22 protein-coding genes are annotated in these 24992 nt (G+C 65.9%); 5 read left to right on the top strand and 17 right to left on the bottom strand.

Annotated elements, in window-relative coordinates; genetic code table 11:
* Window positions 1–8: 8 nt before the first annotated feature.
* Genes flgK through ASD28_RS02425 form a run of 3 tightly spaced genes read left to right on the top strand, consistent with a single transcriptional unit; the run spans window position 9 to window position 3348 of the window.
* On the top strand, window positions 9–1379 hold the full coding sequence (gene flgK / locus ASD28_RS02435; protein ID WP_056123368.1) for a flagellar hook-associated protein FlgK: 1371 nt from the start codon (window positions 9–11) through the stop codon (window positions 1377–1379).
* 11 nt (window positions 1380–1390) lie between these two features.
* Entirely contained in the window at window positions 1391–2302 is a 912-nt protein-coding gene (gene flgL, locus ASD28_RS02430; protein ID WP_056123365.1) for a flagellar hook-associated protein FlgL, read from the top strand.
* 5 nt (window positions 2303–2307) lie between these two features.
* Window positions 2308–3348, top strand: a complete 1041-nt coding sequence (locus ASD28_RS02425; protein ID WP_056123362.1) for a hypothetical protein — start codon at window positions 2308–2310, stop codon at window positions 3346–3348.
* 42 nt (window positions 3349–3390) lie between these two features.
* Here ASD28_RS02425 and ASD28_RS02420 read toward each other — a convergent pair whose 3' ends face one another.
* The 5 genes from ASD28_RS02420 to ASD28_RS02400 are packed head-to-tail and all read right to left on the bottom strand — an operon-like array spanning window position 3391 to window position 8193.
* Window positions 3391–4173 carry a hypothetical protein gene (locus tag ASD28_RS02420; protein ID WP_229411880.1) on the bottom strand — a complete coding sequence of 261 codons (783 nt, stop codon included), beginning with the start codon at window positions 4171–4173 and terminating at the stop codon, window positions 3391–3393.
* A 36-nt stretch (window positions 4174–4209) separates the two neighbouring features.
* Window positions 4210–4764 (bottom strand): DUF2059 domain-containing protein, encoded by a 555-nt coding sequence (locus ASD28_RS02415; RefSeq protein WP_156403643.1) that lies wholly within the window; start codon window positions 4762–4764, stop codon window positions 4210–4212.
* 12 nt (window positions 4765–4776) lie between these two features.
* Complete coding sequence (locus ASD28_RS02410) at window positions 4777–6390, bottom strand: OmpP1/FadL family transporter (protein ID WP_056123354.1); 1614 nt, start codon at window positions 6388–6390, stop codon at window positions 4777–4779.
* 10 nt (window positions 6391–6400) lie between these two features.
* Window positions 6401–7411 carry a hypothetical protein gene (locus ASD28_RS02405; RefSeq protein ID WP_056123351.1) on the bottom strand — a complete coding sequence of 337 codons (1011 nt, stop codon included), beginning with the start codon at window positions 7409–7411 and terminating at the stop codon, window positions 6401–6403.
* A 20-nt stretch (window positions 7412–7431) separates the two neighbouring features.
* Window positions 7432–8193, bottom strand: a complete 762-nt coding sequence (locus ASD28_RS02400) for a C39 family peptidase (RefSeq protein WP_056123348.1) — start codon at window positions 8191–8193, stop codon at window positions 7432–7434.
* A gap of 208 nt (window positions 8194–8401) precedes the next feature.
* Between ASD28_RS02400 and ASD28_RS02395 the strand changes: the two genes are divergently transcribed.
* On the top strand, window positions 8402–9253 hold the full coding sequence (locus ASD28_RS02395) for a helix-turn-helix domain-containing protein (protein ID WP_156403644.1): 852 nt from the start codon (window positions 8402–8404) through the stop codon (window positions 9251–9253).
* Window positions 9254–9419: 166 nt separating this feature from the next.
* A complete protein-coding gene (locus ASD28_RS02390; RefSeq protein ID WP_056123342.1) occupies window positions 9420–10577 on the top strand; it encodes an AraC family transcriptional regulator in 1158 nt (385 codons plus the stop codon).
* Here the strand turns inward: ASD28_RS02390 and ASD28_RS02385 are convergent.
* The 12 genes from ASD28_RS02385 to rluB form a co-directional block, all read right to left on the bottom strand.
* Window positions 10522–10980 carry a hypothetical protein gene (locus tag ASD28_RS02385; protein ID WP_056123340.1) on the bottom strand — a complete coding sequence of 153 codons (459 nt, stop codon included), beginning with the start codon at window positions 10978–10980 and terminating at the stop codon, window positions 10522–10524. The two genes, ASD28_RS02390 and ASD28_RS02385, sit on opposite strands and share 56 nt — an antisense overlap.
* Window positions 10977–11819, bottom strand: coding sequence for a hypothetical protein (locus tag ASD28_RS02380; RefSeq protein WP_056123336.1), 843 nt, complete (start codon window positions 11817–11819; stop codon window positions 10977–10979). Before ASD28_RS02380 ends, ASD28_RS02385 begins: the two co-directional genes overlap by 4 nt.
* Entirely contained in the window at window positions 11819–12592 is a 774-nt protein-coding gene (locus ASD28_RS02375; protein WP_056123333.1) for a hypothetical protein, read from the bottom strand. Before ASD28_RS02375 ends, ASD28_RS02380 begins: the two co-directional genes overlap by 1 nt.
* Window positions 12593–12672: 80 nt before the next feature.
* Entirely contained in the window at window positions 12673–13182 is a 510-nt protein-coding gene (locus tag ASD28_RS02370; RefSeq protein ID WP_056123329.1) for a DUF6160 family protein, read from the bottom strand.
* A gap of 269 nt (window positions 13183–13451) precedes the next feature.
* Window positions 13452–15290, bottom strand: coding sequence for a translational GTPase TypA (gene typA / locus ASD28_RS02365; RefSeq protein WP_056123327.1), 1839 nt, complete (start codon window positions 15288–15290; stop codon window positions 13452–13454).
* A 154-nt stretch (window positions 15291–15444) separates the two neighbouring features.
* A complete protein-coding gene (locus ASD28_RS02360) occupies window positions 15445–15993 on the bottom strand; it encodes a hypothetical protein (RefSeq protein WP_056123324.1) in 549 nt (182 codons plus the stop codon).
* Between the two features lie 39 nt (window positions 15994–16032).
* Window positions 16033–16956: a tRNA pseudouridine(55) synthase TruB gene (gene truB / locus ASD28_RS02355; RefSeq protein ID WP_056123321.1), complete on the bottom strand. Its 924-nt coding sequence runs from the start codon at window positions 16954–16956 to the stop codon at window positions 16033–16035.
* Window positions 16953–17354, bottom strand: coding sequence for a 30S ribosome-binding factor RbfA (gene rbfA / locus ASD28_RS02350; RefSeq protein WP_056123317.1), 402 nt, complete (start codon window positions 17352–17354; stop codon window positions 16953–16955). The genes truB and rbfA overlap by 4 nt, the downstream gene beginning before the upstream one ends.
* A 253-nt stretch (window positions 17355–17607) precedes the next feature.
* Entirely contained in the window at window positions 17608–20496 is a 2889-nt protein-coding gene (gene infB / locus ASD28_RS02345; RefSeq protein ID WP_056123314.1) for a translation initiation factor IF-2, read from the bottom strand.
* Between the two features lie 101 nt (window positions 20497–20597).
* Window positions 20598–22163, bottom strand: a complete 1566-nt coding sequence (gene nusA, locus ASD28_RS02340; RefSeq protein ID WP_056123311.1) for a transcription termination factor NusA — start codon at window positions 22161–22163, stop codon at window positions 20598–20600.
* On the bottom strand, window positions 22160–22648 hold the full coding sequence (gene rimP / locus ASD28_RS02335; RefSeq protein ID WP_056123309.1) for a ribosome maturation factor RimP: 489 nt from the start codon (window positions 22646–22648) through the stop codon (window positions 22160–22162). The genes nusA and rimP overlap by 4 nt, the downstream gene beginning before the upstream one ends.
* A gap of 281 nt (window positions 22649–22929) precedes the next feature.
* Complete coding sequence (rluB, locus tag ASD28_RS02330) at window positions 22930–24963, bottom strand: 23S rRNA pseudouridine(2605) synthase RluB (protein WP_056123306.1); 2034 nt, start codon at window positions 24961–24963, stop codon at window positions 22930–22932.
* Window positions 24964–24992 lie beyond the last annotated feature (29 nt).

The following is a 24992-nucleotide window of genomic DNA, read 5'->3' as shown; positions in this document are numbered from 1 at the left end:
TACGCCCCATGAGCATCCTGAACAACGCCCTGTCCGGAGCAGTCGCTTCGCAACTGGCCCTGTCCGCCAGCAGCCAGAACATCGCCAACCTGCAGACCAAGGGTTACACCCGCCAGTCGGCCCTGCTGAGCGCGGTCGCGCCGGCGGCCGGTTCGAGCCAGGCCGGCAACGGTGTGCGCGTGACCGAGCTGATGCGGTTCTCCGACAGCTACAAGACGCAGCAGATGTGGCGCAGCGCGTCGGACCTGGGCGCGCATTCGCAGACCCAGCCCTATCTGACCCAGCTGGAAAAGGTGATGGGCGACGACACCGCCAGCCTGTCGAGCGGCGTCGACGGCTTCTTCGCGGCATTGAACTCGGTGGCCGGCGTCGACCCGACGTCGACCCCGCTGCGCCAGCAGGTGGTGACCGCCGCCGGCCTGCTGGCCCAGCGCTTCAACAGCATGAACAACGTCTACAACGCCCAGTTGCAATCGGTGCGCCAGCAGCGCAGCGCGCTGGTCGACTCGGCCAACACGACGATCGCGTCGATCGCGTCGCTGAACGCCCAGATCGCGAACGCGAATGCCACCGGCAGCAATCCGTCGGCCCTGATCGACGCGCGCGACCAGGCCATCGACAGCCTGGCGGGCCAGATGGGCCTGGAAGTCAGCGACCAGCCGGACGGCACGCGCAACGTGTCGCTCAAGACCGGCCAGTCGCTGGTTTTGGGCGGCGTCCCCGGCAAGCTGTCGGTCAGCGGCGGCGCCGCGCAGACCTTCACCCTGACGTTCGCCGGCACGACGTTCGACCTCGACACGACGAAGGCCGGCGGCCAGCTGGGCGGCCTGTCGGTCTATGAACAGGACACGCTGCTGCCGCTGCAGCAGGGCGTGGCCGAGATGGCGCAGCAGATCGCCGACAAGGTCAATACCCAGCTCAAGGCCGGGTATGCGATGGACGGCTCGGCCGGCAAGCCGCTGTTCGTGTACAACCCGGGCAGCACGTCGAACATGCTGCAGGTGGCGGACGGCTACCAGACGTCCGACCTCGCATTTTCCGGCGACGGCAAGCCGGGCGACACCGGCAACCTGCAACAACTGGTCGCCATCAAGAGCCAGACGATCACGATGGCGAAGATCGGCACGGTGCTCATCAGCGACGCCGACACCCAGCTCGTCGGCCGCCTCGCCGTCGACAGCCAGCAGAACAAGGGGGCTCTCAAGACCGCGCAGACGATGCGCGACCAGGCCGTCGCGGACTGGCAGTCGACGAGCGGCGTGAACCAGGACGAGGAAGCCGTGCATCTCGTCGAATACCAGAACATGTACCAGGCCAATATGAAGGTGATGTCCGTCGCGAACGCGCTGTTCGACGCCACCTTGCAGATGATGGGCTAAAGGAGAAAAGCATGCGTATCGCCACCAGTCAATACCAGGCGATGATGACCCAGTCGCTCGAGCTGAACCAGGAGAGCATCACCTACGTGACGCAGCAGATGGCCAACGGCAATCGCATCCAGCTGCCGTCGGACGATCCGGTCGACAGCGTGCGCCTGTCGCGCCTCAAGCGCGAAGAAGCCGGCATCAAGCAGTACCGCAACAACATCGCCGCGATCAACGAACGGCTCACGAAGAACGAAGGCTACCTGCAGAACATGGTCAACGACATGGGCCCGGGCCGCGACCTGCTCGTGTGGGCACTGAACGGTTCGAACACCCCGCAGGACTTGAACGCCATGGTCAGCCCGCTGACCTCGTTGCGCGACAGCCTGATGTACTCGGCCAACACGGTCGACCAGGAAGGCCGCTACGTATTTTCCGGCACCGAGACCGGCACGGCCCCGATCACCTACAATGCATCCGCCCCGCTCGGTTCGCGCTACAGCTATGCGGGTAACACGAATGACCAGCTGGTGGTGGTGGGCAACGGCATCACCCAGGTGGCGAACCAGAACATCAGCGGGCTGGAAAAACTGCTGAACCAGCTCGACCAGACGATCAGCACGCTGTCGGGCAGCACGGTCAACGCCAACGACCCCGCCGTGCGCACCATCCTGAAGGCCAACCTGGACGGCTTCGACGATGCGCTGAATCTCGTTACCGGCAAGGTCGCCGTCATCGGCGGCCAGCAGAACGTCCTCAAGACGATCGACGCCAACCACGAGAACGTCAGCCTGTCGAACCAGACGGCGATCCTCGACATCGGCCAGCTCGACGTCGGTACCGCGGCCATCGAGCTGAACGGCTACCAGACGGCACTCCAGGCCAGCTACAAGGCCTACAGCAAGATCGGCACCCTGTCCCTGTTCTCGGTGCTCTGACGGCGATGGATACCACATTACGACCCACGACCGCCGGCGGAACCGGTGGCACACTCGGCACCCGGGCGAATGCCTCGTCCCGCCTCGTTCCGACCCGCTCGAGCGGGTCGGTCGACGACACGGCGGCCGCCACGACGGCGGCCTCCGCCGCATCCGCGGCGCCGCTGCGCGCCAACGGCAGCGCGGCGAAGATCGCCAGCGGCCTGCAGGACCAGGTGGCGGGCGCCCAGCAGGCGCTCGACTACCTCGAACGCGTGTCGAACCAGCTCGAGGCGCTGAAGGGCGAGCTGACGGCCAAGCTGGCCGGCACCCGCAACGGTTCGCGCCTGCAGCTCGAAGTCCACGCGCGCCAGCTTGCGCAAACGCTGGCCGAGCGCAAGAAGACCGGCGGCGGCAGCGTCGACAACAACCTGAATTATTCGACGAAGCCGGCCACGCAGCGCTTCCGTATCCGCGGTCTCGACATCGCCAGCATCAAGCAGAGCGCGCCGCTGAACATCTCGTTCTCGGTCGGCAGCGCCGGCGGCCCGCAGATGGGCGTCAACATCGAGCCGGACCAGTCGAACCAGGAAGTCGCCCGCGCCCTCGACCGCGCCCTCGCCCCGATGGGCGTGCATGCGAGCCTGGACGAGAACGGGGAACTCGTGTTCTCGACGCCGGAATCGAACTGGTCGTCCGTCAAGGACAGCATCGCCGTGAGCGGCCGCGGCCGCGTGACCACCGAAGAACTGCCGGCGAACCTGGCACCCCAGCTGTGGAACGTGGGCACGGAAACCGGCAATGCCGACGCGCTGCGCCAGAGCCTGCGCGAAGTGGTGCAGGCGCTGGAACGCGTGCACCGTTCGCAGGCCGCCGCCAGCGCCGCCCTGCAGGCTGCCAGCGCCCAGGTGTCGGATGCCGCGACGCCGCCGCCCGACATGACGATCGCGGTCGACGACTTCGGCAAGGTCGCCGCCAGCACGGACTACGAGTCGCTGATCGCCCTGACGTCGGCGCTCGTCGGCGTCAGCCGGGATCGCGTCCTCGCGCTGCTCGGGCTCCGCTAACAACCACCGTCGCCCCCGCGCAGGCGGGGCGACGTTTATGGGTCAACGACCCAGCGGCTTCACGCTGATCGTCGTCCCCCGCAAATCGATGTCGTGAATCTCGATGCTGCCGAACGTCGGCCCCGGATGGCTGCCCACGCGGATGTTGCGGAAGCTGATCTCGCCGATCGTGCTGGGCAGGCGCAAGGTGATGGAGCCGTCCTTGTTCACGGTCGCGTGCGAATTGCCCGGGTCGTAGCTGACGTCGCGCACCGTCGTGTCGGCCGACAGCAGCAGCGCGAGCGGATTGAACACCGTCGCCAGTTCGCCCAGCACGCGCACGCCGTCGTCCGGCAGCGCGTGCTGCACGGCGGTCTGCACCCCATGCTGGCCGCCCTGCGCCGCCATGGCGATCAGGCGCAGTTCCGCCTGGCGGGCCTGGTCGCGCAGCGCATCACTCAGTGGATCCTCCTTGCGTCCCTGGGCCGTCACCTCCCCCAGTTCCTCATCCGACAGCGCACGCAATCCGCGGCCGAATTCGCGCCCGCTTTCGCCGCCCTGGCGCGTGGAGACGGCCGCCGCCGGCGCCGCCGCCACCGCCGCGTAGGCGTGCAAAGGCCCGAGCAATGCGGTCGCCAGCGCCGCCGCCATGCGCAGGCTGCGCTGGCGCCGCACGGCGCCGCGCACCTGCGCCTGCGTGATCAGCTTCATGTCGGCCAGGATCTCGCCCAGCCGGCGTCCGCTCTGTTCCTGCGCGCGGATTGCCGCGTCCAGCTGGTCCTGCGAGATCAGCTTCTTCTCGATCAGGATCTGGCCCAGCCGGGACCTGTTGGTACTGCGTGTCATCCAGTCGCTCATCCCCGCCTCCTCATGGTGTGGTCATCACTGCCCGACGGCCGCGCGCAGCTTCAGGCCCACGCGGTTCTGCAGCGCCGTCATCTTCGGCTGGATCTGCGCCGCGTTGGCCTTGGCCACGTTGTCGCCGACGGCCTTCTTCATCTCCGGCACGACGCTCTCGAACTTCGCCAGCACGGGCGATTCGAGGATGCCCGCCAGCTGTTTCAGCTCCTCCTCGCTGAACTTCTGCGCGAGCAGCGGCGCCACGCTGGACTGCACGATCGCGCGCGTGCTCGTGCGCAGGCCCGCGGATTCCTGCTCGACGAACGTCGTCGCCTCCGCCGTGATGTCCTTCATCGTCGCGTCCTGCTTGTCGGCCGGGACGCGGCTCTGCACCACCACGCGCGACTGCCGCAGCATGTCGGCCACGGGTGCCTGCAGCATCTGCAGGCCGACGGATTCCAGTCCCATCTTGTCCAGCACGCGCTGCACGAGCGCCTGCTTGGCGGGGGACACGCCGGTCATGCCCTCCGCGTGCGCGCCCGCGGCCAGGCCCACGCCCGCACCGAGCGCCATCGTCATCCACATCGTTCGCAACATCGTCGTCTCCAGTCAGAACGGCCGCGTGTACGAGGCGCCCGCGTATTTCACGATCAGGCTGCCGGACACGTTGGTGGCCGCGTAAGGGTTGTAGATCAGGTTGAAGAAATTGTCGCAATTCAGATTGCAGTCGCTGCGCGCGGGGATGTCGTACGTCCCCTTCATGTAGCTGCCCGTCAGGTTGAGTTCCCCGCCGTCGTCGAAGCGGTAGCGCAGGCCGACGCTCCTGAGCTTCGTGTCCGGCAGCGGCGCGAGAAGACTCATCTGGTTGCCCGGGATGGAGCTCTTGCGCGGCTCGTAGCCGAAACGCAGGGCGAGCTTCTTCGTCAGGTTCAGCTGCGTACCGAAGCTGTAGTTGACGACGCTCCTGAAACCCATCTTGAACGTGGCCTGGCTCGAATTCGCATAGCCGAACAGGCGCGCCATCTCGAGCAGCTTGACGCTGCGGTCGAACTGGAACGTCAGCTCGTTCCACTGGGACCAGTCGGCGTAGCTGACGTCCGCGTTCACCTGCACGTAATCCGTCAGCATCAGCTTCATGCCGGCCTGCACGCGCCACGGGAACGGGATCTGCGCCGTCATGTTCCCCGACTGGTATTCGGGTATGTCCTGCGGCATGCCGGTGACGGCGCCGACGATCGGTCCGAGCAGGCTCGAATTCAGGCCGCGCACGAAGCTGCGCAGCATCGGGTCGCTGTGGAACGTGTACGAACCGGTGTAGGTCGTGCGCGCGCCGCCCTGGTACACGAGGCCCAGCGCGAACCATTTTTTCGGTTCCCACAGCACACCGATGTTGACCGTCGGGTCGAACGACGCACGCAGGTCGAAGTCGATGTTCGCGGCGCGCTTGAACGGGTTGACCATGCCTTCCGGACCGCCGCCGCACAGGCCGAACGTCAGCGTGTCGATCACGGTGCCGTTGCCGTCCGGGCAGACGGCCTTCTGCAGCTGGCCGACGGTGCCGAGCAGCTTGTTGGGCGCGCGGAAGTCGGTGTTGATGGCGAACGCGGAATACGCGATCGGCACCGAGATGCCGATCTTCAGCGTGTCCGACACCTTGTACGCGGCCGCCGGCGACAGGTACACGAGCCGCTGCAGCTGCACGAGGCGGCCGTCGAAGCGGGCGGGATCGTCCGGGTCCTTGGTGCGGTCGATACTCATCGCGGCCGCCAGGTAGACGTTCGTGCCGAACGTCCAGCGCGAACCGGGCGCGTTGTACGACATGCCCATGCTCGGCACCAGCACGCCCGGCAGGCGCGCCTTGGGGACGCCGTAGAACGGAATGTAGAGGGCCTGGCGCACCGGGCCGCTCGACTTGCCGTTGATCGGATCGTCCTTGAAGCCGCCGATGTCGAGGTCGGGCGCTGACACGAACCGGTTCGGGTTGCGGATCGTCGCCACGAACACGGAATCGATGTGATGCGTGCCTTCCAGGCGCGCGAGGCCGGCCGGGTTGAAGTGGATCGACTCGATCCCGGGCGGATCGGCCGTCACCGCATTCCCCATCGCCATCGCGGTGGGGCTCGTGACGAGGTTGTCGGTGACGCCGGCATGGGCGACCGGCGCCAGCGCCATGGCCAGGCCGGCCGCGGCGAGCAGAACGATCGGTGACGGCGCGGCGTTCATGGGCACGGCCTCACAGCGACAACGGCAGGCTCATGGTGAGCGACAGGTTCGGCGCGGCCGCCGTGAGTCCGGCGCCGACCGTCACGTTGACGGTGGTCTTGGGCGACATGCGATAGCCCGCGCCGATCGCCAGAATGCCCGCGCTCTGCGTCTGCGTCTGTGCCTTGTTGCCATTGTCGAAGGTGAGCGTGGAGCGGGCCTGGATCGATTCCTGGAACGAGAACGACGTCGTGATCTTGTACGACAGCGCGTACGCGAAGCCGAGGCCGAAGCCGAAGCTGGCGCCCGGCTTCACTTCGCGCAGCGTGGCGCCGTACATCTGCTGGCTCAGGTGTTTCGCGGCGAGGCTGTAGCCCACGTTGAAGGAGCCGAACAGCGCGACCGGATCGACGATGCGCGTCATGTTGGCGCCGATGTTGAAGGTGTTGACGCCGGAGCCGGTGGCCACGCCCTTCTGCACGTCGACCTTGTACGGACTGGTGCCCGTCGCGAGGCGCACGTTGCCCGTGAGCGTGTACGCGACCTCGTCGCGCTTGACCTCCTGCGGCTGCCAGCGCACGCCCAGGCCCACGTCGCCGATCGTGTGCGAGACGCCCGAGAAACCGCCGGAATCGGAGTAGCGGCTGATCAGGGGCAGCGTGAGGTTGGCGGTCAGGTTGTTGCGCACGCCGTAGTCCGCCATGATCGTGTTGGTGATCGTGTGCGAGTTCGTGTTCTCGATCGAGAACAGCGTGGCGGTGCCGGACGACAGGTCGGTGTTGATCTTTTCCTGGCCGATGTAGGTGTAGCCCAGCTCGTAGTTCAGCTGCACCTTGCCCTTGCGGATCAGCGAGTACTGCTTGTCCACCGCGGTCAGCGTTTCCTTCAGCAGCGTCGTGTTGTCGGCATCGCCCTCCTTCTTCGCCAGCGCGTCGCGCACGGCTTCCGAGGTCGCCGTGTCCTGGGCCTGCGCCGGCACCTGGGCGAGCAGGAGGGTGCAAGCCAGCGCCGGCGCGCACGCCGACATAGTGGAAATCTTCATGGTGGTCCTTCGTGGTGGGTCTAGTGTTTGCGGATCGAGATGCCGCCGAAACCGTTGAGCAGGCGCTCGTTCGCCACCTGCGTGTCGATGGGGCGCTGCAGGCCGCGGTCGCGGATGCGGTCCATGTCGACCACGCCCAGTTCGTCGTCGGCCAGCGCGAGCTTCAACGCGGGCGGATGGTTCTTCGGCGGATAGGCGATGAACAGCGTGTTGCGGTCCCACAGCGTGGCGAATTCCTCGACCGAGAACGTGATGTTGCCGGCCGACGGGTCGGCCAGGAACACGAGGCCGCCGCGCACGCCGCGCAGCACGACGAAGTGCTTGAAGCCGGCGTAGTCGATCGGCACGATGCCCGGCGCATCGAGCGTGAGCAGGTCCGCCATCTCGGCGTGGAAGCCCGCGCTCTGCACGTCGATCGAGGCGAGGTAGCGCTTCATGTCGAGCAGGGAAAAGCCGCGCCGCTCGATGATCTTGTCCTTCTCGCCGAAGGCCATCATCCCTTCCATCGACTGCTGCTCGGTGACGTCGATGCCCAGGTGGTACTTGAGGATCGTGACGAGCGCCGCGGAGCCGCAGCTGTAGTCGTAGGCCTGGTGGACGATGTTCTTGTACTTGAGCTCGGAGAACGGCTCCATCGACACGTTCGGAATCCCGGCCGCGGCCACGGACATGGTCGTCGGCAGGTCGAAATGGTCGAGCGGACGGTCCTGCACGTCGTGCCTGGCAAGCACGCCGCCGCCGCCCACGAGGACCGCGAGGATCCCCAGCAGGAATGTGTACATGATGTCTCCCTGGGGCGCTTCATGCGGCCCCTTGTGGCCCGGCTCCGTGCGCGTTCATGGCGCCCGGATGGCGGATTTTTCATGCATCCCAACGTGGTGTTTTGGCCACGTTTATTGCACTTTTTCTATATTTTGGATGCAGCCACGGCTGACGGATGTTATAAAACGCTATCGTTTTTATAAAAAACCGCTCATTCATTGAGGCATCGTGCACACTTGGGACAGGATCAGCAATGCATTGGGCGAGCCGGTCACCAGCGTGGAGATCGGCGGCGTGCCGCTGCGCGCGGAGCGCTACATCTTCCAGCTGGGCGGCTGCGAAGTCCCGCCGCTCGATTCGATGGTGCTGGCCTGCCACCTCGGCGGCGCGCGCGCCACGGCCGGGCGCAGTCCGGGCCGCTCGTTCGATTTCCTGGCCGGCGCCGCGACCGTGTTCCAGCCCGGCTTCGCGAGCCGCTGGTCGTTCTTCGGTGCGATCGACATGGCGATGTTCCACTTCCTCGACCCGGAGCACGAGATGGTGCGCCACCTGCAGCGCCTGCTCGCCGCGCGCGCCAAGTCGCCCATGTTCTCCGACCCGCTCGTGCATGCGGCCGCCCAGCAGCTGCTGGCGGAAGTGTCCCGCACCAGCACGCCGAACACGGGCTTCGTGGAGCGGGCCTGTTCCCTGATGATCGAGCAGGCGTGCCGCGTGCTGGAAGGCAAGACGGGCCGCCACCTTCCCCCGGACGCCCTCCAGCTGGGCCGCCTGCAGGGCGTGCTGGAATGGATCGGCCAGAACCTGTCGAGCGAGCTGTCCAATGCCGAACTGGCCGAGCGCGCGGGTGTGTCGGAATCGCACTTCCGCCGCATCTTCCAGGAAGCGATGGGGATGACGCCGCACCGCTATGTGTTGCGTTTACGCCTCGAACGGGTGCATGAATTACTGACCCGGACCAGCTTCTCGATCGCCCGTGTTGCGGCGCAATGCGGGTTCAACAGCCAGAGTCACATGACGGCCTGTTTCGCGGCCGCGTACGGCATCACGCCCGCTCGGGCACGCCAGCAGGCACGGTCCTGACCCGCGCCGGCAACGCCGGGTTTGCGTTGCATCAAATTGAAAATCTTGCCTGTCGAAAATGATCGTTTTTTGATAAAGACGGGATCATTTTCCGAAGCGTTGCGATTTCGCATGCACACATAATAAAAAACACACCCGGGCACAAGAACCCGTGGCCACTCGATAAATGAGTCAGGAGACCAAGCATGAGACCAGCGCAGGACGCGTCCGCACGTACGCGGTCGCCAGCGTGAAGTACCTGTCCGCCACGGACGTGGTACAACGCATCAAGACCTGCCTCGGCGCCGAGGGCATCGACGTCGACGCCCTGTTCGCCAGGGCCGGCCTCGAATGGTTCGAGCACGGCGCGCAGGGACAGCGCGCGGCCGACCTGCTCGCGTTGTCCGACCAGTTCAGCATTCTGTGGGAAAGCCTCGCGGCCGCCAGCGGCGATGCCCTCGTCGGCTTTCGCGTGTTCGCCCCCGACCCGCTCAGCTGGCTCGGCGTACTGGGCCATTTGATGCTCGCCTCGCCCACCCTGCGCCAGGCCGCGGACAGCCTGACGCGCTACATGCCGCTCGTGTCGCCCGTCGTGCGCGCCACCATCGAGCCGAAGGCGGACCGCGTGCGCGTGGGCCTGAACCTCGTCGGCGGCGCGCGCGCCGTGCCGCAGGCGCGCTACGACTTCACCTGGAACCTGCTGCTGGCGACATTGCGCTTCGTCGGTGCACGGCCGGACCTGAAGCCGGCCCTCGTCGAATACGCGTATCCGGCCCCGCTCGACACGGCGCCGTACATGCGAAAGTATGGCTGCCCCGTGCGTTTCGGCGCGCCCGCCAACGCGCTCGAATTCGCCAATGCCGACATCACGGCGCCCATTCCGACCGCGAACCCGCTCGCGGCGGAAGGCCTGTTCCGCCTGCTCGACGAACGCCTCGCGCAGGCCGAGCGCACGAGCGTGGCCGCGCGCGTGCGCGAGCTGCTGCCGACGATGATCGACCAGGGCGGCGCATTGCGCGATGCCGTCGCGCGGCGCCTCGCGATCAGCGAGCGCACCCTGCAGCGCCGTCTTGCGGACGAGGGCACCGACTTTTCCACGCTCGTCGACGAGGTGCGCCGCACGATCGCGCAACAATACCTGGGCAGCGACCGAATCAGCGTCAAGAACCTCAGCTACAAGCTGGGCTTCGCCGACCCCAGCGCCTTCCACCGCGCCTGCCTGCGCTGGTTCGGCAAGGCGCCCGGCGAGTTCCAGCAGGACCGGCTGAACGCCCACGGACAAGCGGCCGTCAATGGGACCACAGGCGCAGCTGGCCCTGCATCTGCAGTTCGCCGTTCAGGGTGACCTGCCCCAGGCTCTGCGTGACGGGCCCGCGCGGGTCGGCCTGCACGCTGAGCGAATCGAAGCCGGCGTCCGTGAACTTCGTCCACGCCGGCAGCGTGAGTGCCAGGTAGTTCGTGCCGTCCGCGGCCGCCTGCGGGCTGATGTTCAGCCCCACCATCTGGATCACGCCGCCGATGTTTTTCAGGACCGTGTACGTCGTGCGGCCGTCGACCGTCTGGCCGATGGTGAGACGGCTGTCGCCTGTCGTACCGTCGCCCGGTCGGTTCAGTTGCAAACGCACGGCGAAGCTGACGCCGTCGGCGCCGCGTACCTGCGCCAGTTCTTCATCCGCCAGCGGCTGCGGCCCTGCCAGCGCACACCGCGCCGTGCAGAGCAACAGGAGGGCGAGAAGGCGCGTGCTCACTGGCGGAACTTGACGTCGAGGTACTGCAACTGGATCGCGCCGATGCGCGAGCTGCCCAGGTCCATGTTCGCCCCCGCGTCGCTGCGGAAGCCGATGTTCCCGATCTGCAGCGTGCCGCTCGGTGCCGCCTGCCCCGCATCGGGCCAGTTGACGCCGATGTGCAGGCTCGGATTACCTGCCGCATCCGTGCGTGCATTGAAGATGCCGGCCTGGTTCGTCACGTCGGCGATGCGCCACGGCGACGTGGGCGCGGAGCCGTCCGCCGTCGCCGCGCCGATCCTCACGTCCGACAGCACCATCGCCTCGCCCGTCGCCGCGCGGCCGTTCGGCGCGAGCGTCAGGCTCCCGAGCTCGATGCGCGTGGCGAGGCCGAACGCGAGGCCGTCGCCCACGGCCGGCGTCGACCACTGCAGGCCGCCGCCGTAGACCACGAGATCCTTGAGGATCACGCTGCCGTTCCTGACGTCGAAGCCGCCGGCGTTCACGCCGAAGTCGTAGGCGACCTGCCAGACTTCGCGGCCGGCCGCGTTCTCGGGAAACGCGATGTTGATGATGTCGGCGCGGCCCTGGCCGCCCGCGCTGATGTCGAGGCGGTACGGATCGGCGAACGGCGCGTCCGTGTTGTCGGAACGCGATGCGGCCAGGTTGCCGACGCCGAGGCTGCCGCCGCCGGGCGCGTAGTAGCGCAGCTCGGCGTTGCCGCTCATGGCGAAATTCGAGAGGTTGAAACTCATGCCGTCGCGCCCCGCCACCTTGGCGAGCGCGCTGTCCGGCAGCGGTTCGAGCGCGGCGGCCAGCGCCGGCGCGGACAACAGGATGGCGGCGGCGACGGCGCGCATCAATGCCCCGCCGCGTTATTGACCGGCACGGTGCCGGTGAGGTTCAGCGCGGTCAGCTTGTCGCGCCAGTTCAGCCAGATGCCGGCCTGCGCCTCGGTCAGCGCGGGCATGCCGGCGGCGGCCTGGAATGTCACGGGCTGCTTGAGGATCGCGATCCAGAAATCGCGGCTCGGACCGTTCGCATCGCCCGCCGTGACGCCGCCCACGTTGGCGAGCGGTGTACAGCCCGCGCACGTGCCGTCCCAGCGCTTGCCGCCGCCGGCGTCGTTCATGCTGTCGATGATGCCGGCGGCGCCCGCGTCGATGCGCATGGCGCCGGACAGCGTGGCGATCTTCATGCCGATGTCGCCCGAGATGCCGTCGAAGCCGAGGCGCATGCCGACGATCTCGCGCTGGCTGCCGCTGCCCGCGGCGGTGTTCTTGTAGACGAATTCGAAATAGGGATTCGTGATCTGCACGAGCCGCTGTGCCGCGGACGCGTCGGTGCGGCCGAATTGCAGCGCGCCGATGTCGAGGTCGGCGCCGGACCCGTTGCGCGGCGCGTACGTGTACTCGCCCAGGCGCATGTTGGCGAGGTTGGCGTTCAGCGTGACGTCGGCGTCGAGGCTGATGCGCGTGAAATCGAAACCGCTGTAGCTGGAGTTACTGACCGTGAACAGGCCCTGGCCGCTGACTGTGGACAGTTCGGTGTCGGACATCGGGCGCATCTGGGCCCATGCCGCGCAGGGCAACAGCGAGAGTGCGACGATGGATGCGGCGAGCAAGGTGCGCATGGTCGAACCAGAGGGAAAACGAGCTCAAAAAAACGGCCCGGGGCAAGCCCGCGGGCCGTCCATCACCCAACCCGGGCCGCTCAGTGCGCCCAGATGTAGACGGTGGTGCCTTGCAGCTTGATGTCGTTGGCGGCGAACGAACCGTAGGAAGCGGTCGAGTTGCCCATCTTGATCGAGTCGACCGACATGCTCAGGTTCTTGTTGGTGTCGATCAGCGGGATGGCGATCTTGACGACGTCGCCAGCCGGCATGAAGGCGGCCAGGCCGGCACCGCCGGTCACGCCCAGGACGCTCGATGCGCCCGACGCTGCGCTGGCGTCGGCCTGGAACGTGGCGTTGTTGATGATGTCGATGGTTGCAGCGATGGCACCGGCGATCTTGATGTTGTTGAAGCTCACCGAGCCGCCTGCGGTATCGGTATCCGTGTAGACGAACGAACCGATGTTCACATGCAGGTCAGCGGCGATCGACACACCGTCACGGCCCGAGACCTTGGACAGTTCGGCATCGGCGATCGGGGTCAGGGCCGATGCGTACGAAGCGATCGAGGACAGGGCGGCAACGACGGTCAGTTGTTTCAGCAGTTTCATGGTATCTCCAGTGTTATTGTGATCGACGGAATCTCTTCGGGCTTACCCGCGCGTCCGCATCGGTTCCTCTGCGGCTTGTGGCCAATCGGGACGGCTGCGTCGGGACCGCTTTTGCCTTAATTGGAAGTCAATTAAGTGGAAATAATGTTATTCCTTCCAATGCAATAACCACATCGTTTTGTCCTTGCCCGGGAAGCCAAATCGATGGATTCCCGAGCCATAAAAAAACCCGCTGCGAACAGCGGGTTTTTCGTCGGAACCGGTGAAGCTTATGCGGCTTCGCGGCTGGCCTTCTTGCGCTCGTGCTCTTTCAGGTGGCGCTTGCGCAGGCGGATGCTCTTCGGCGTGATCTCGACCAGTTCGTCGTCCTCGATGAACTCGACGGCGTATTCCAGCGACATCTGGATCGGCGGCACCAGGCGGACGGCTTCGTCGGTACCCGACGCGCGCACGTTGGTCAGCTGCTTGCCCTTGATCGGGTTGACGACCAGGTCGTTGTCGCGCGAGTGAATGCCGATGATCATGCCTTCGTACACCGGGGTGTTGTGCTCGACGAACATGCGGCCGCGGTCCTGCAGCTTCCACAGTGCGTAGGCGACGGCCTGGCCGTCATCCTGCGAGATCAGCACGCCGTTGCGGCGGCCGGCCAGTTCGCCCTTGCCGTTGTCGACCGGGGAGTACGCGTCGAACACGTGGCTCATCAGGCCGGTGCCGCGGGTCAGGGTCATGAAGTCGCCCTGGAAGCCGATCAGGCCACGGGCCGGGATGCGGTATTCCAGACGAACGCGGCCTTTGCCGTCCGATTCCATGTTCTGCAGGTCGCCACGACGGCGGCCCAGTTCTTCCATCACGCCGCCCTGGTTGACTTCTTCGACGTCGACGGTCAGGTTTTCGTACGGCTCGCACTTGACGCCGTCGATCTCCTTGAAGACGACGCGCGGACGCGACACGGCCAGCTCGAAGCCTTCACGGCGCATGTTTTCCAGCAGGATGGTCAGGTGCAGCTCGCCGCGGCCCGACACTTCGAACACGGTGTCGTCCGGGGTCGGCAGCACGCGCAGCGCCACGTTCGACTTCAGTTCGCGGTCCAGGCGGTCGCGCAGCTGGCGGCTGGTGACGAACTTGCCTTCGCGGCCGGCCAGCGGCGAGTTGTTGACCATGAAGTTCATCGTCAGGGTCGGCTCGTCGACGGTCAGCATCGGCAGCGCTTCCGGCGTATCCACCGCGGTCACGGTCACGCCGATGCCGATGTCTTCGATACCGTTGATCAGCACGATGTCGCCGGCGACGGCTTCATCGACCAGCACGCGCTCCAGGCCCTTGAAGTTCAGCACCTGGTTGATGCGGCCCTTGATCGGATTCTTGTCGTCCTGGCCGTTCACGACCAGCACGTCCATGCCCGGCTTGACGCGACCGCGGTTGACGCGGCCGATACCGATCTTGCCGACGTACGACGAGTAGTCGAGCGACGTGATCTGCATCTGCAGCGGACCGTCCGGATTGTCGTCACGCACCGGCACGTATTTCAGGATGGCGTCGAACAGCGGCTTCATGTCGCCGCCGCGCACGCTTTCGTCCATGCCGGCGTAGCCGTTCAGGCCCGAGGCGTAGACGATCGGGAAGTCCAGCTGCTCGTCGTTGGCGCCCAGCTTGTCGAACAGTTCGAACGTCTGGTTGATCGCCCAGTCGGCGCGCGCGCCCGGACGGTCGATCTTGTTGACGACGACGATCGGCTTCAGGCCCAGCGCCAGTGCCTTGCGGGTCACGAAGCGGGTCTGCGGCATCGGGCCTTCCTGGGCGTCGACCAGCAGCAGCACCGAGTCGACCATCGACAGCACGCGCTCGACCTCGCCGCCGAAGTCGGCGTGGCCCGGGGTGTCGACGATGTTGATGTGGGTGCCTTCGTACTCGACCGCGCAGTTCTTCGACAGAATCGTAATGCCGCGTTCTTTCTCGAGGTCGTTCGAGTCCATCACGCGGGTGTCGACCGCCTGGTTTTCACGGAAAGTGCCGGATTGGCGCAGCAGCTGGTCCACCAGGGTGGTCTTGCCGTGGTCAACGTGGGCGATGATTGCGATATTACGAATCGCGCGTTTGGTGTCTGACATATGCGTTTTCAACAGTGAAATGTTGCGTGATGGGCGGAAGAGCTCGAGACTTTCGACTTCCGGAACCCACTAGTATAGCATGCTTACAGGCCTCTGCTGCGCCGCAACGGCCTGCATCGCCAGAATAACGCCGAAATGTTGAACGACGATGACGTCAGGCGCGCAGTGCCCAGGCGGCGCTGAGCCACAGGATGAGTCCGGCACCGAGGAAGCCCACCGGCGCCGTCGGGCCGCCGCTCGCCAGCAGCGGATACAGCGCGGCGAACGCGACCATCGCCAGGCCCGTCACGTAATGCGGCGGATTCTTGAACACATGGGCCAGCGGCAGGAAGTGCAGGCCGATGATGGCGATGGCCATCGGGATGATCCATGCGCCCTTGCCCAGGTTGACCAGCACCTGCGCGAGGATGAAGATGGCGGTCCATTGTGCCGCGTTCACGATGTTGAAGACACGCTTCATGCGGCGCCGCTCCGGCGTGTCCTGCGCGTGCGCCAGCGCGGGCGCGTAGCGGCGGTAACGGCGCCACGCGACGGCCAGCAGGGCCAGGGCCATTAACGCGATGCCGGCACATGCCGCAGCGCCCTCGTGAGCTTGCGTCGCCCAGCCTTCCAGCCAGACGGCGCCGAACACGAAAAAGAACATGGCGCCGGTGGCCCGGCCGGCCAGTTGCGCTTCGGTGCGGAGGGAGTCGGTGGCTTGCATCACTTGATTCTGGCGCAATGTTGACGCCAGAGCAAGCGGTTAACCCTGCGGCCGCGCGATCAGCCGTTCCGGCGCCAGCACGCCCCAGTCCTGCAGGATCGCGGTGCCCAGCAGTTTATCGTCGTGGTAGACGCGCACCCTGCCGGGCGTCTCCGGCAGCGTCACCGGCTCGCGGTTCAGCGCGAGACGCTGGCCGTTGAGGAAGCGCGCGGCCAGTTCGGGGGTGAGCTCGACGCGCGGGAAGCTCGACAGCAGCGCATCGACGGGGGCCAGCAGCGACAGCGGATTGTCGTGCGCCTGCAACTGCTCCAGGGTCACCATGCCGTCGACCGTCAGGCTGCCCACCTGGATGCGGCGCAGCGCGTTCAGGTGCGCGCCGCAGCCGAGTTCGGCACCGATGTCCTCGCCCAGCACGCGCACGTACGTGCCCTTGCTGCACGTGACGCGGATCGTCAGCATCGGGGCGTCGTACGCCAGCATCTCGAGCTTGTGGATCGTGACGGGACGGGCTTCGCGTTCCAGCGTGATCCCTTCGCGCGCGTACTCGTACAACGCCTTGCCGTCGCGCTTCAGGGCCGAATACATCGGCGGGACCTGCAGGATGGGGCCGCGGAACTTCGCCAGCGCCGCTTCGATCTGCTCGACCGTGACGTTCACGGGACGGGTCTCGACGGCCTCGCCTTCGGTATCGCCCGTGGTCGTCGTGATGCCCAGGTGGACGACGGCGTCATACGTCTTGTCCGCTTCCAGCAGGTCTTGCGAGAACTTGGTCGCCTCGCCGAAGCACAGCGGCAGCAGGCCGGTGGCGAACGGGTCCAGCGTGCCGGTGTGGCCGGCCTTTTTCGCGTTGACGACGCGCTTCGCCTTGATCAGCGCATCGTTGGACGACAGGCCGACCGGCTTGTCGATGAGGAGCACCCCGTCGACGAGGTCGCGGGGCTTTTTCGGGGGACGTGCGTTCACTCGGAATCCGAATCTTCGTCGTCGTCTTTTGCTCTCGTCGCGTTCGCCTGGTCGATCAGCGCCGACATCGCGAGTCCGCGGCTCGTCGACGTGTCGTGCACGAAGTGGAGCTGCGGCAGCGTGTGGATGTGCAGGCGCTTGCCGAGCAGGTTGCGCAGGTAGCCGGACGCCTTGGTCAGGCCTTCGAGCGTCTGCTTGATCTCTTCCGGGCTGTCCTTGAGCAGCGTGAAATAGATCTTCGCGTGCGCGTAGTCCGGGGTCAGCTTGACCTCGCTGATGGTGACCATGCCGACGCGCGGATCCTTCAGTTCGAAGGCGATCAGTTCCGCCAGGTCCTTCTGGATCTGGTCGGCCACGCGCAAGCCGCGCTGGGGAATGCTTTTGCTGTGTTTTGCCATGTTCGTTTACTGCCGTGTATTCTTGTTATCACCCGTCATTCCCGCGAAAGCGGGAACCCATGCTGACGTTCAGAAATCGAAAAACAATCGACTTCGATCACCGTATCGATCGAGCCATCAGCGCAACCCGATACGTTCAGCATGAATTCCCGCGTGCGCGGGAACGACGAAAAATGATTTGGGGCCAGTCGCCCCGCGCCGCAAGGCGCGAGCTCCTGGCCCCAAATGGTACTCCGATCGGCAAAGGCCGTGATTACAGCGTACGCGCCACTTCCTGAACTTCGAACACTTCCAGGGTATCGCCCACCTGGATGTCGTTGTAGTTCTTCAGCGACAGACCGCACTCCAGACCGGCGCGCACTTCCTTGACGTCGTCCTTGAAGCGCTTGAGCGACTCGATCTCGCCCGTCCACACGACGATGTTGTTGCGCAGCAGGCGGACCGACGAGGTACGCTTGACGACGCCGTCCGTGACCAGGCAGCCCGCGATCGCGCCGACTTTCGACACGAGGATGACCTGGCGGATTTCCACCTGGCCAGTGACGTGCTCGCGCTTCTCCGGTGCCAGCATGCCCGACAGTGCCGTCTTGATCTCGTCGATCGCATCGTAAATGATGCTGTAGTAACGGATGTCGACGCCGTTCGTTTCCGCCAGCTTGCGCGCCTGGGCGTCGGCACGGGCGTTGAAGCCGATGATGACTGCCTTCGACGCGGTTGCCAGGTTGACGTCCGACTCGGTGATGCCGCCGACGGCCGCGTGCACGATCTGCACGCGCACTTCCGACGTCGACAGCTTCTGCAGCGAGCCGACCAGCGCTTCCTGCGAACCCTGGACGTCGGTCTTGACGATGAGCGGCAGGTTCTTGACTTCGCCTTCGCCCATCTGGTCGAGAATGTTCTCCAGCTTCGCTGCCTGCTGCTTGGCCAGTTTCACGTCGCGGAATTTACCTTGACGGAACAGTGCGATTTCGCGCGCCTTGCGTTCATCGGCCATGACCATGACTTCCTCGCCCGCGCTCGGGACTTCGGTCAGGCCCTGGATCTCGACCGGGAACGACGGACCGGCTTCGGTCACCGACTTGCCATTTTCGTCCAGCATCGCACGGACGCGGCCGAAGGACGATCCCGCCAGCACGACGTCGCCGCGCTTCAGCGTACCCGACTGCACCAGGATGGTGGCGACCGGGCCGCGGCCCTTGTCCAGGCGGGCTTCGACCACCAGGCCACGGGCCAGCGATTCCACCGGCGCCTTCAGTTCCAGCACTTCGGCCTGCAGCAGCACGTTTTCCAGCAGGTCGTCGATGCCCTGGCCGGTTTTCGCCGACACCTGGACGAACGGCGATTCGCCACCGTATTCTTCCGGCACGACGCCTTCAGCCACCAGTTCCTGGGTCACGCGGTCTGGATTCGCGCCCTGCTTGTCGATCTTGTTGATCGCCACGACGAGGGGAACGCCGGCCGCTTTCGCGTGAGCGATTGCTTCCTTGGTCTGCGGCATCACGCCGTCGTCGGCCGCCACCACGAGGATGACGATGTCGGTCGCCTTGGCACCACGGGCACGCATGGCGGTGAACGCCTCGTGGCCCGGGGTATCCAGGAAGGTGACCATGCCGCGCGGGGTGTCCACGTGGTAAGCACCGATGTGCTGGGTAATGCCGCCGGCTTCGCCCGCCGCCACCTTGGCGCGGCGGATGTAGTCCAGCAGCGAGGTCTTGCCGTGGTCGACGTGACCCATGACGGTCACGACCGGCGCACGCGGCTTCAACTCGAAATCGGCATGCTCGCCGTGGTCGGCCAGCAGCGCTTCCGGATCGTCCTCGGCGGCGGCGAAGGCCTTGTGGCCCATCTCTTCCACCACGATCATCGCGGTTTCCTGGTCCAGCACCTGGTTGATGGTGCACATCTGGCCCAGCTTCATCAGCTGCTTGATGACTTCCGATGCCTTGACGGCCATCTTGTGCGCCAGTTCGGCGACGGTGATGGTCTCCGGCACGTAGACATCCTTGACGATGGCTTCGGTCGGGGCCTGGAAGTTCGATTCGCGATCGTCGTGGCCGCCACGACGGCCGCCACGGCCGCCACCCGCGCGCCAGCCGTCACGGCCGGTCGGCGCCGCGTTGCCGCGACCCTTCGTACCGCTGCTCGGACCGCCGCGCTTCTTGTCGTCCGACCAGGTCGAGGCCACGTTGGCCGACTTGATCGATTTCTTGTCGCCCGGCTTGGCACGGGCGCCCGCGCCGTCGGCCGGCTTGGCTTCGGCCGGTTTCGCAGCCGTCGCCGGCTTGTGCAGGGTGCTCGGTTCGGCCGCCTTCGGTTTCGCAGCCGGCACCACTTCCGGCGCCTTGATCACGCGGCGCGGCTGGGCCATCATCGCCTTGATCTGGGCGACTTCATCGGCCACGGCCTTGCGTGCACGCTCGGTGGCGGCAGCGCGTTCGGCGGCTTCCTTCGCGGCCTCTTCGGCCTTGCGCTTGGCTTCCTCGGCAGCCGCTTTCTTGGCTTCCTCGGCGGCGGCGCGCTTCGCTTCCTCGGCGGCGTTCGCAGCACCTGCCGACGCCTGGGATGCTTTCTGCGCCTCGTTGGCACGGGCTGCCTCGGCTTCCGCGGCTTCGCGCTTGGCGCGCTCTTCCGCGTCGCGCTTGGCCTGCTCTTCGGCCGCCTTGGCCTGCTCGGCCTTTTCGGATTCGAGCTTGGCCAGGCGTTCCTGCTTCTCGCGCAGTTCCGCTTCCTGACGCGCGATCAGCTCTGCCTGACGGCGCGCTTCTTCATCGCGACGCGCCTGCTCGGCGGCGTCGACGACCGGCGACTGCTGGGCAGCCGCTTTCGGCGTGACGAGATCGTCACGTTGCACGAAAGTGCGTTTCTTGCGCACTTCGACCTGGATCGTGCGCGACTTGCCGCTCGCGTCAGCCTGCTTGATCTCGGAGGTTTCCTTGCGGGTCACCGTGATCTTCTTCTTTTCGCCGGATTCGGCGGCACCGTGGGTACGGCGCAGATGGTTCAGCAGCTTATCCTTATCATCCTTGGACAAGGGATCTGACGTCGAACTTTTCTCGACGCCGGCAGAACGCAGCTGCGTCAGCAGCAAGTCTGCAGGCATCTTCAGTTCGGTGGCAAATTGGGCTACGTTGTTACTCGCCATTCAGTCCTCTTTTCTATGTGTCGCGAGATGATAAAGAAATTTGCTAGCTTAATAAAGCGCGAAGACCGGAAAGCAATGTGCTCCGGTCTGTCGCGTCTCATTTATGCCTTGGCCGTTTCGACCTGGCTCCAGGCTTTCGCCTGGAGGGCCTTGGCCCGGTCGTCGTACTTGGCGTCGACCAGTTTCATCTCATCGTCGGTCACATCATTAAATTCATTCTTGATCAGTTCACGGGCACGATCGGTCGGGAGCGCCAGGATGGCGCTGAACTCGTCGTAGGCCAGACCCGCGAATTGCTCCAGGGTCTTGATACCGGCCAGACCCAGCTTGCCGGCGGTGGTGCGGTCCATCCCTTCCAGGTTGGCCAGCGCCTCTTCCATACCCTCGAGACCTTCTTCCGAAGCAATCGCCTCGGTCACCAGCGCGTCGCGTGCGCGGGTGCGCAGTTCGTTGACGGTGTCCTCGTCGAACGATTCGATCTCCAGCATTTCGGAGATGGGCACGTATGCGACTTCTTCAAGGCTCGAGAAGCCTTCCTCGACCAGGATGTTCGCCACTTCCTCGTCCACGTCCAGCTTTGCCATGAACAGCGTGCGCACGGCAGCGGTTTCCTGGGCAGCCTTGTTGGCCGACTCTTCGGCGGTCATGATGTTGATCTTCCAGCCGGTCAGCTCGGACGCCAGGCGTACGTTCTGGCCCGAACGGCCGATCGCGATCGCGAGGTTTTCCTCGTCGACGACGACGTCCATCGCGTGCTTCTCTTCATCCACCATGATCGACGACACGTTGGCCGGAGCCAGCGCGCCGATCACGAACTGGGCCGGATCTTCCGACCACAGCACGATGTCCACGCGCTCGCCGCCCAGTTCGCCGGTCACGGCCTGCACGCGCGAACCGCGCATGCCGACGCAGGTACCGATCGGGTCGATGCGCTTGTCCGCGGTAAAGACAGCGATCTTCGCACGGACGCCCGGGTCGCGGGCGGCCGACTTGATCTGCAGCAGACCCTGCTCGATCTCGGGCACTTCGAGTTCGAACAGTTTCATGATGAATTCCGGTGCCGTGCGCGACAGGATCACCTGCGGGCCGCGCATGTTGCGGTCCACGCGCAGGATGTAGGCACGCACGCGGTCGCCGATGCGCAGGTTTTCCTTCGGGATCATCTGGTCGCGCGGCAGGCGCGCCTCGATCTTGCCCGATTCGACGATCGCATCGCCGCGCTCCATGCGCTTGATGGTGCCGGTGACCAGCGCGTCGCCGCGCTCCAGGAAGTCCTGCAGGATCTGCTCGCGCTCGGCGTCGCGGACGCGCTGCAGCACGACCTGTTTCGTGTCCTGGGCGAAGCGGCGGCCGAACTCGACCGACTCGATCGGTTCTTCGATGTATTCGTCGACTTCGATGTCCGGAATCTGTTCCTTGGCTTCGAAGTGCAGGATTTCCTGGTCGGGCAGCTGCAGGCCGGCCTCGTCGGGCACGACGTGCCAGCGGCGGAAGGTTTCGAATTCGCCCGTGTCGCGGTCGATGGACACGCGAATGTCGACCTCGCCTTCATAGCGCTTTTTGGTAGCTTGCGCCAGGGCGAACTCGAGCGCCCCGAAGACCACTTCCTTATCGACGTTCTTTTCGCGCGCGAGCGCATCAACCAGTAACAAAATTTCGCGACTCATGCTTTGCGACTCCTAAAATCCACCTTCGGCACCAGGCGTGCCTTGTCCAGTTCGGCCAGCGTAAATTCGAGCAACGCCGGCCCATCCTTGCTTTCAAATTCCAACCCGATCTTGTCGCCCTGCGGCGCATGCAGGATGCCCGTCCAGGTCTTGCGGTTCGCGGTGCCGGGCATCGCGACGCGCAGCTTGACGGTGCATTCGCTGCCGGCAAAGCGCTCGAAGTCGGCCAGGGTGCGCACCGGACGGTCCAGTCCGGGCGACGACACTTCCAGGCGCTCGTAGTCGACGTTTTCGACCATCAACACGTGCGACAGCTGGTGGCTCACCGTGGCGCAATCCTCGACCGAGATCGGTCCCTTTTCGTCCGCCACTGCCGCCGGGAAGTCGATAAACACGCGCAGGATGCCTCGCTCGCCCCGTTCGATATCGACGAGGTCGTAGCCCAGTCCGCTGACTGTCGTGGCAATCAAATCAAACAACTGCACAGGTTTCTCCACGGTCCGGTGCCGGACCCTTAAAACGATTCAACAAAAAAAAAATGGGCAACTGCCCATCTTTTGTATTCCCAACTGGAGCTTGTTCGCCAAAACAATATTGGGAAGCACTCGGGTTAGACACGCATTATAACCCGATACAGGGTCGGCCGCAATCGCCGCACTGCAAAATGAACAGCTATGCAACAGTTTACACGTTTGAAGAATACGGCGCTGCGAGCGATTCATTTTCGCGCGGCATGACTCAAATCATGCCCGCGCGATTTGACGAATTAACCGCGGCGACCGCGGCGCGGCATACCGTGGTCGCTCACGCGCGGACCCTGGCTGCGGCGGTTCTGGCCGGCGCCGGCAAAACCGAACGTCGTCTGCAGAGGATCCGGCTGGCGCGGGCCCTTGCCGCCACCGCCACCGCCGCCACCGCCACTACCGCGCGGCTGGTTGTTGCCACGCGGCTGGTTGCTGCCGCGTGCCTGGCCACCGCCGAAGCCGCGTCCACCCTGGCCCTGACCCTGACCCTGACCGCCGCGGCCGCCCAGGATGCCGCCCTCTTCGCGCCCCGAGCCGACACGCGCCACCGGCGGGCCGAACGGATCCACGTTGCGGTTGGCGTCGGCGCGGTCGATGCGGTTGCCGTTCGAGCGGTGATCGTCGTTGCCGCGCCCCTTGGGACCACCCTGCCCCTTGCCCAGCCCCTTGCCGCCGGCAGCGCCCTTGTTGTTCTGTCCGCCGCCCTTCTTCTCGATGCCGAAGGCGTCGAGGAAGTTGCGGACGTCGTTTTCTTCCAGCTCTTCCCAGCGGCCGCGCTTGAGGCCCGACGGCAGGGTCATGGCGCCGTAGCGCGTACGGATCAGGCGCGAGACGGTCAGGCCCACCGCCTCGAACATGCGGCGCACCTCGCGGTTGCGGCCTTCGCCGATCACCACGCGGTACCAGCGGTTGACGCCTTCGCCGCCGCCATCGGCAATCTTGGTGAACGAAGCCGTGCCGTCGTCGAGCTCGACGCCGGCCAGCAGTTTCTGGCGCATGCCCTCTTCCAGCTCGCCCAGCGTACGCACGGCATATTCGCGGTCGATGTTGTAGCGCGGGTGCATCAGGCGGTTCGCCAGATCGCCGGAATTCGTGAACAGCAGCAGGCCCTCGGTGTTGAAGTCGAGGCGGCCCACGGCCAGCCATTTGCCGCTCTTCATGGTCGGCAGGCGGTCGAACACGGACGGACGGCCTTCCGGATCGTCCGCGCTGACGATTTCGCCGGCCGGCTTGTGGTACACCAGCACGCGCGGCGGCTTGTTGTTGTTCACGCGGCGCTGCAGCAGCTTGCCGTTGATGCGCACAGCGTCCGTCGGCAGGATGCGCTGGCCGATGTGGGCCGGCTCGCCATTCACCGACACGCGGCCGGCGATGATCAGTTCTTCCATGTCGCGGCGCGAACCGAGGCCTGCTTCCGCCAGCACCTTGTGCAGCTTCGGTGCGTCGTCCTCGGCCGTCAGGTCGCGGCGCGCCTTGGTCGGCTGCGATTGGCCGCGGCCGCCCTCGTTGGCGTCGAACGCGTCCGACGTGACGAACGAGAACACGGCGTCGGCATCGTTGCCCTTGCCGCCCTTGGCCGGCTTGTTGCCCGGTCTGGCGTTCTTGCCCTTGCCCTGCTGTTTCTGGTTCTGGCCCTGCGGTTGAGCGTTCTGGCCGCCCTGGCCGCCCTGGGCGTTCTGTGCCTGCTGGCCGCGCTGCTGGCCTTGCTGGCCTTTCTTCTGCTGCTTGCCGCCGCGCTGGTCGCGGCGCTGCTCGTTGCGACCGGCTTCGACCGGCGCTGCCTCGGCGGCAACGGCTTCCACCGCGGGCGCTTCCGACTCGACGCGCGGCTGGCGCGGTTCGCGCTGCTGGCGCTGCTCGCGCATCTGGCGCGGGCCGCGCGGCTTGCGCTGGCTTGCAGCCTCGTCCGCCGGAGCGGCTACGGCAGGTGCGGGTGCGGGTGCGGGTGCGGGTGCAGGTGCGGGTGCGGCAGCAACAGGCGCGGGCTCGGCCGCGGCGGGCGCAGCCTCGGCCACCTTACGGGTACGCGGCTTGCGCGGCGCCGGTTCGGCGGCCGGTGCGGCGGCGGCCGGAGCCGCGCCTTCCGCTGCCTCGGCCGCCTTCTGGGCCGCGGTCTTGCGCGTGCGTTTCGGTTTTTCCACGGCGTCCGGCTGCGCGCCTTCCGGTGCGGGCGCGGGTGCGGCCTCCGCCTTCGGCTTGGTGCGACGCTTCGGCTTGGCGGCCGTCTCCTGTCCTGCCTCGGCAGGGGTCGTCTCGTTCATGTCAGTTGGATTCATCATTCGTTTCTTGGTTTTGCTGACCTGGC

Source organism: Massilia sp. Root133, assembly GCF_001426525.1.
Classification (GTDB): domain Bacteria; phylum Pseudomonadota; class Gammaproteobacteria; order Burkholderiales; family Burkholderiaceae_D; genus Telluria; species Telluria orientalis.
The sequence above is the reverse complement of the archived record's forward strand: the minus strand, read 5'-3'. Positions and strand labels throughout refer to the sequence as shown.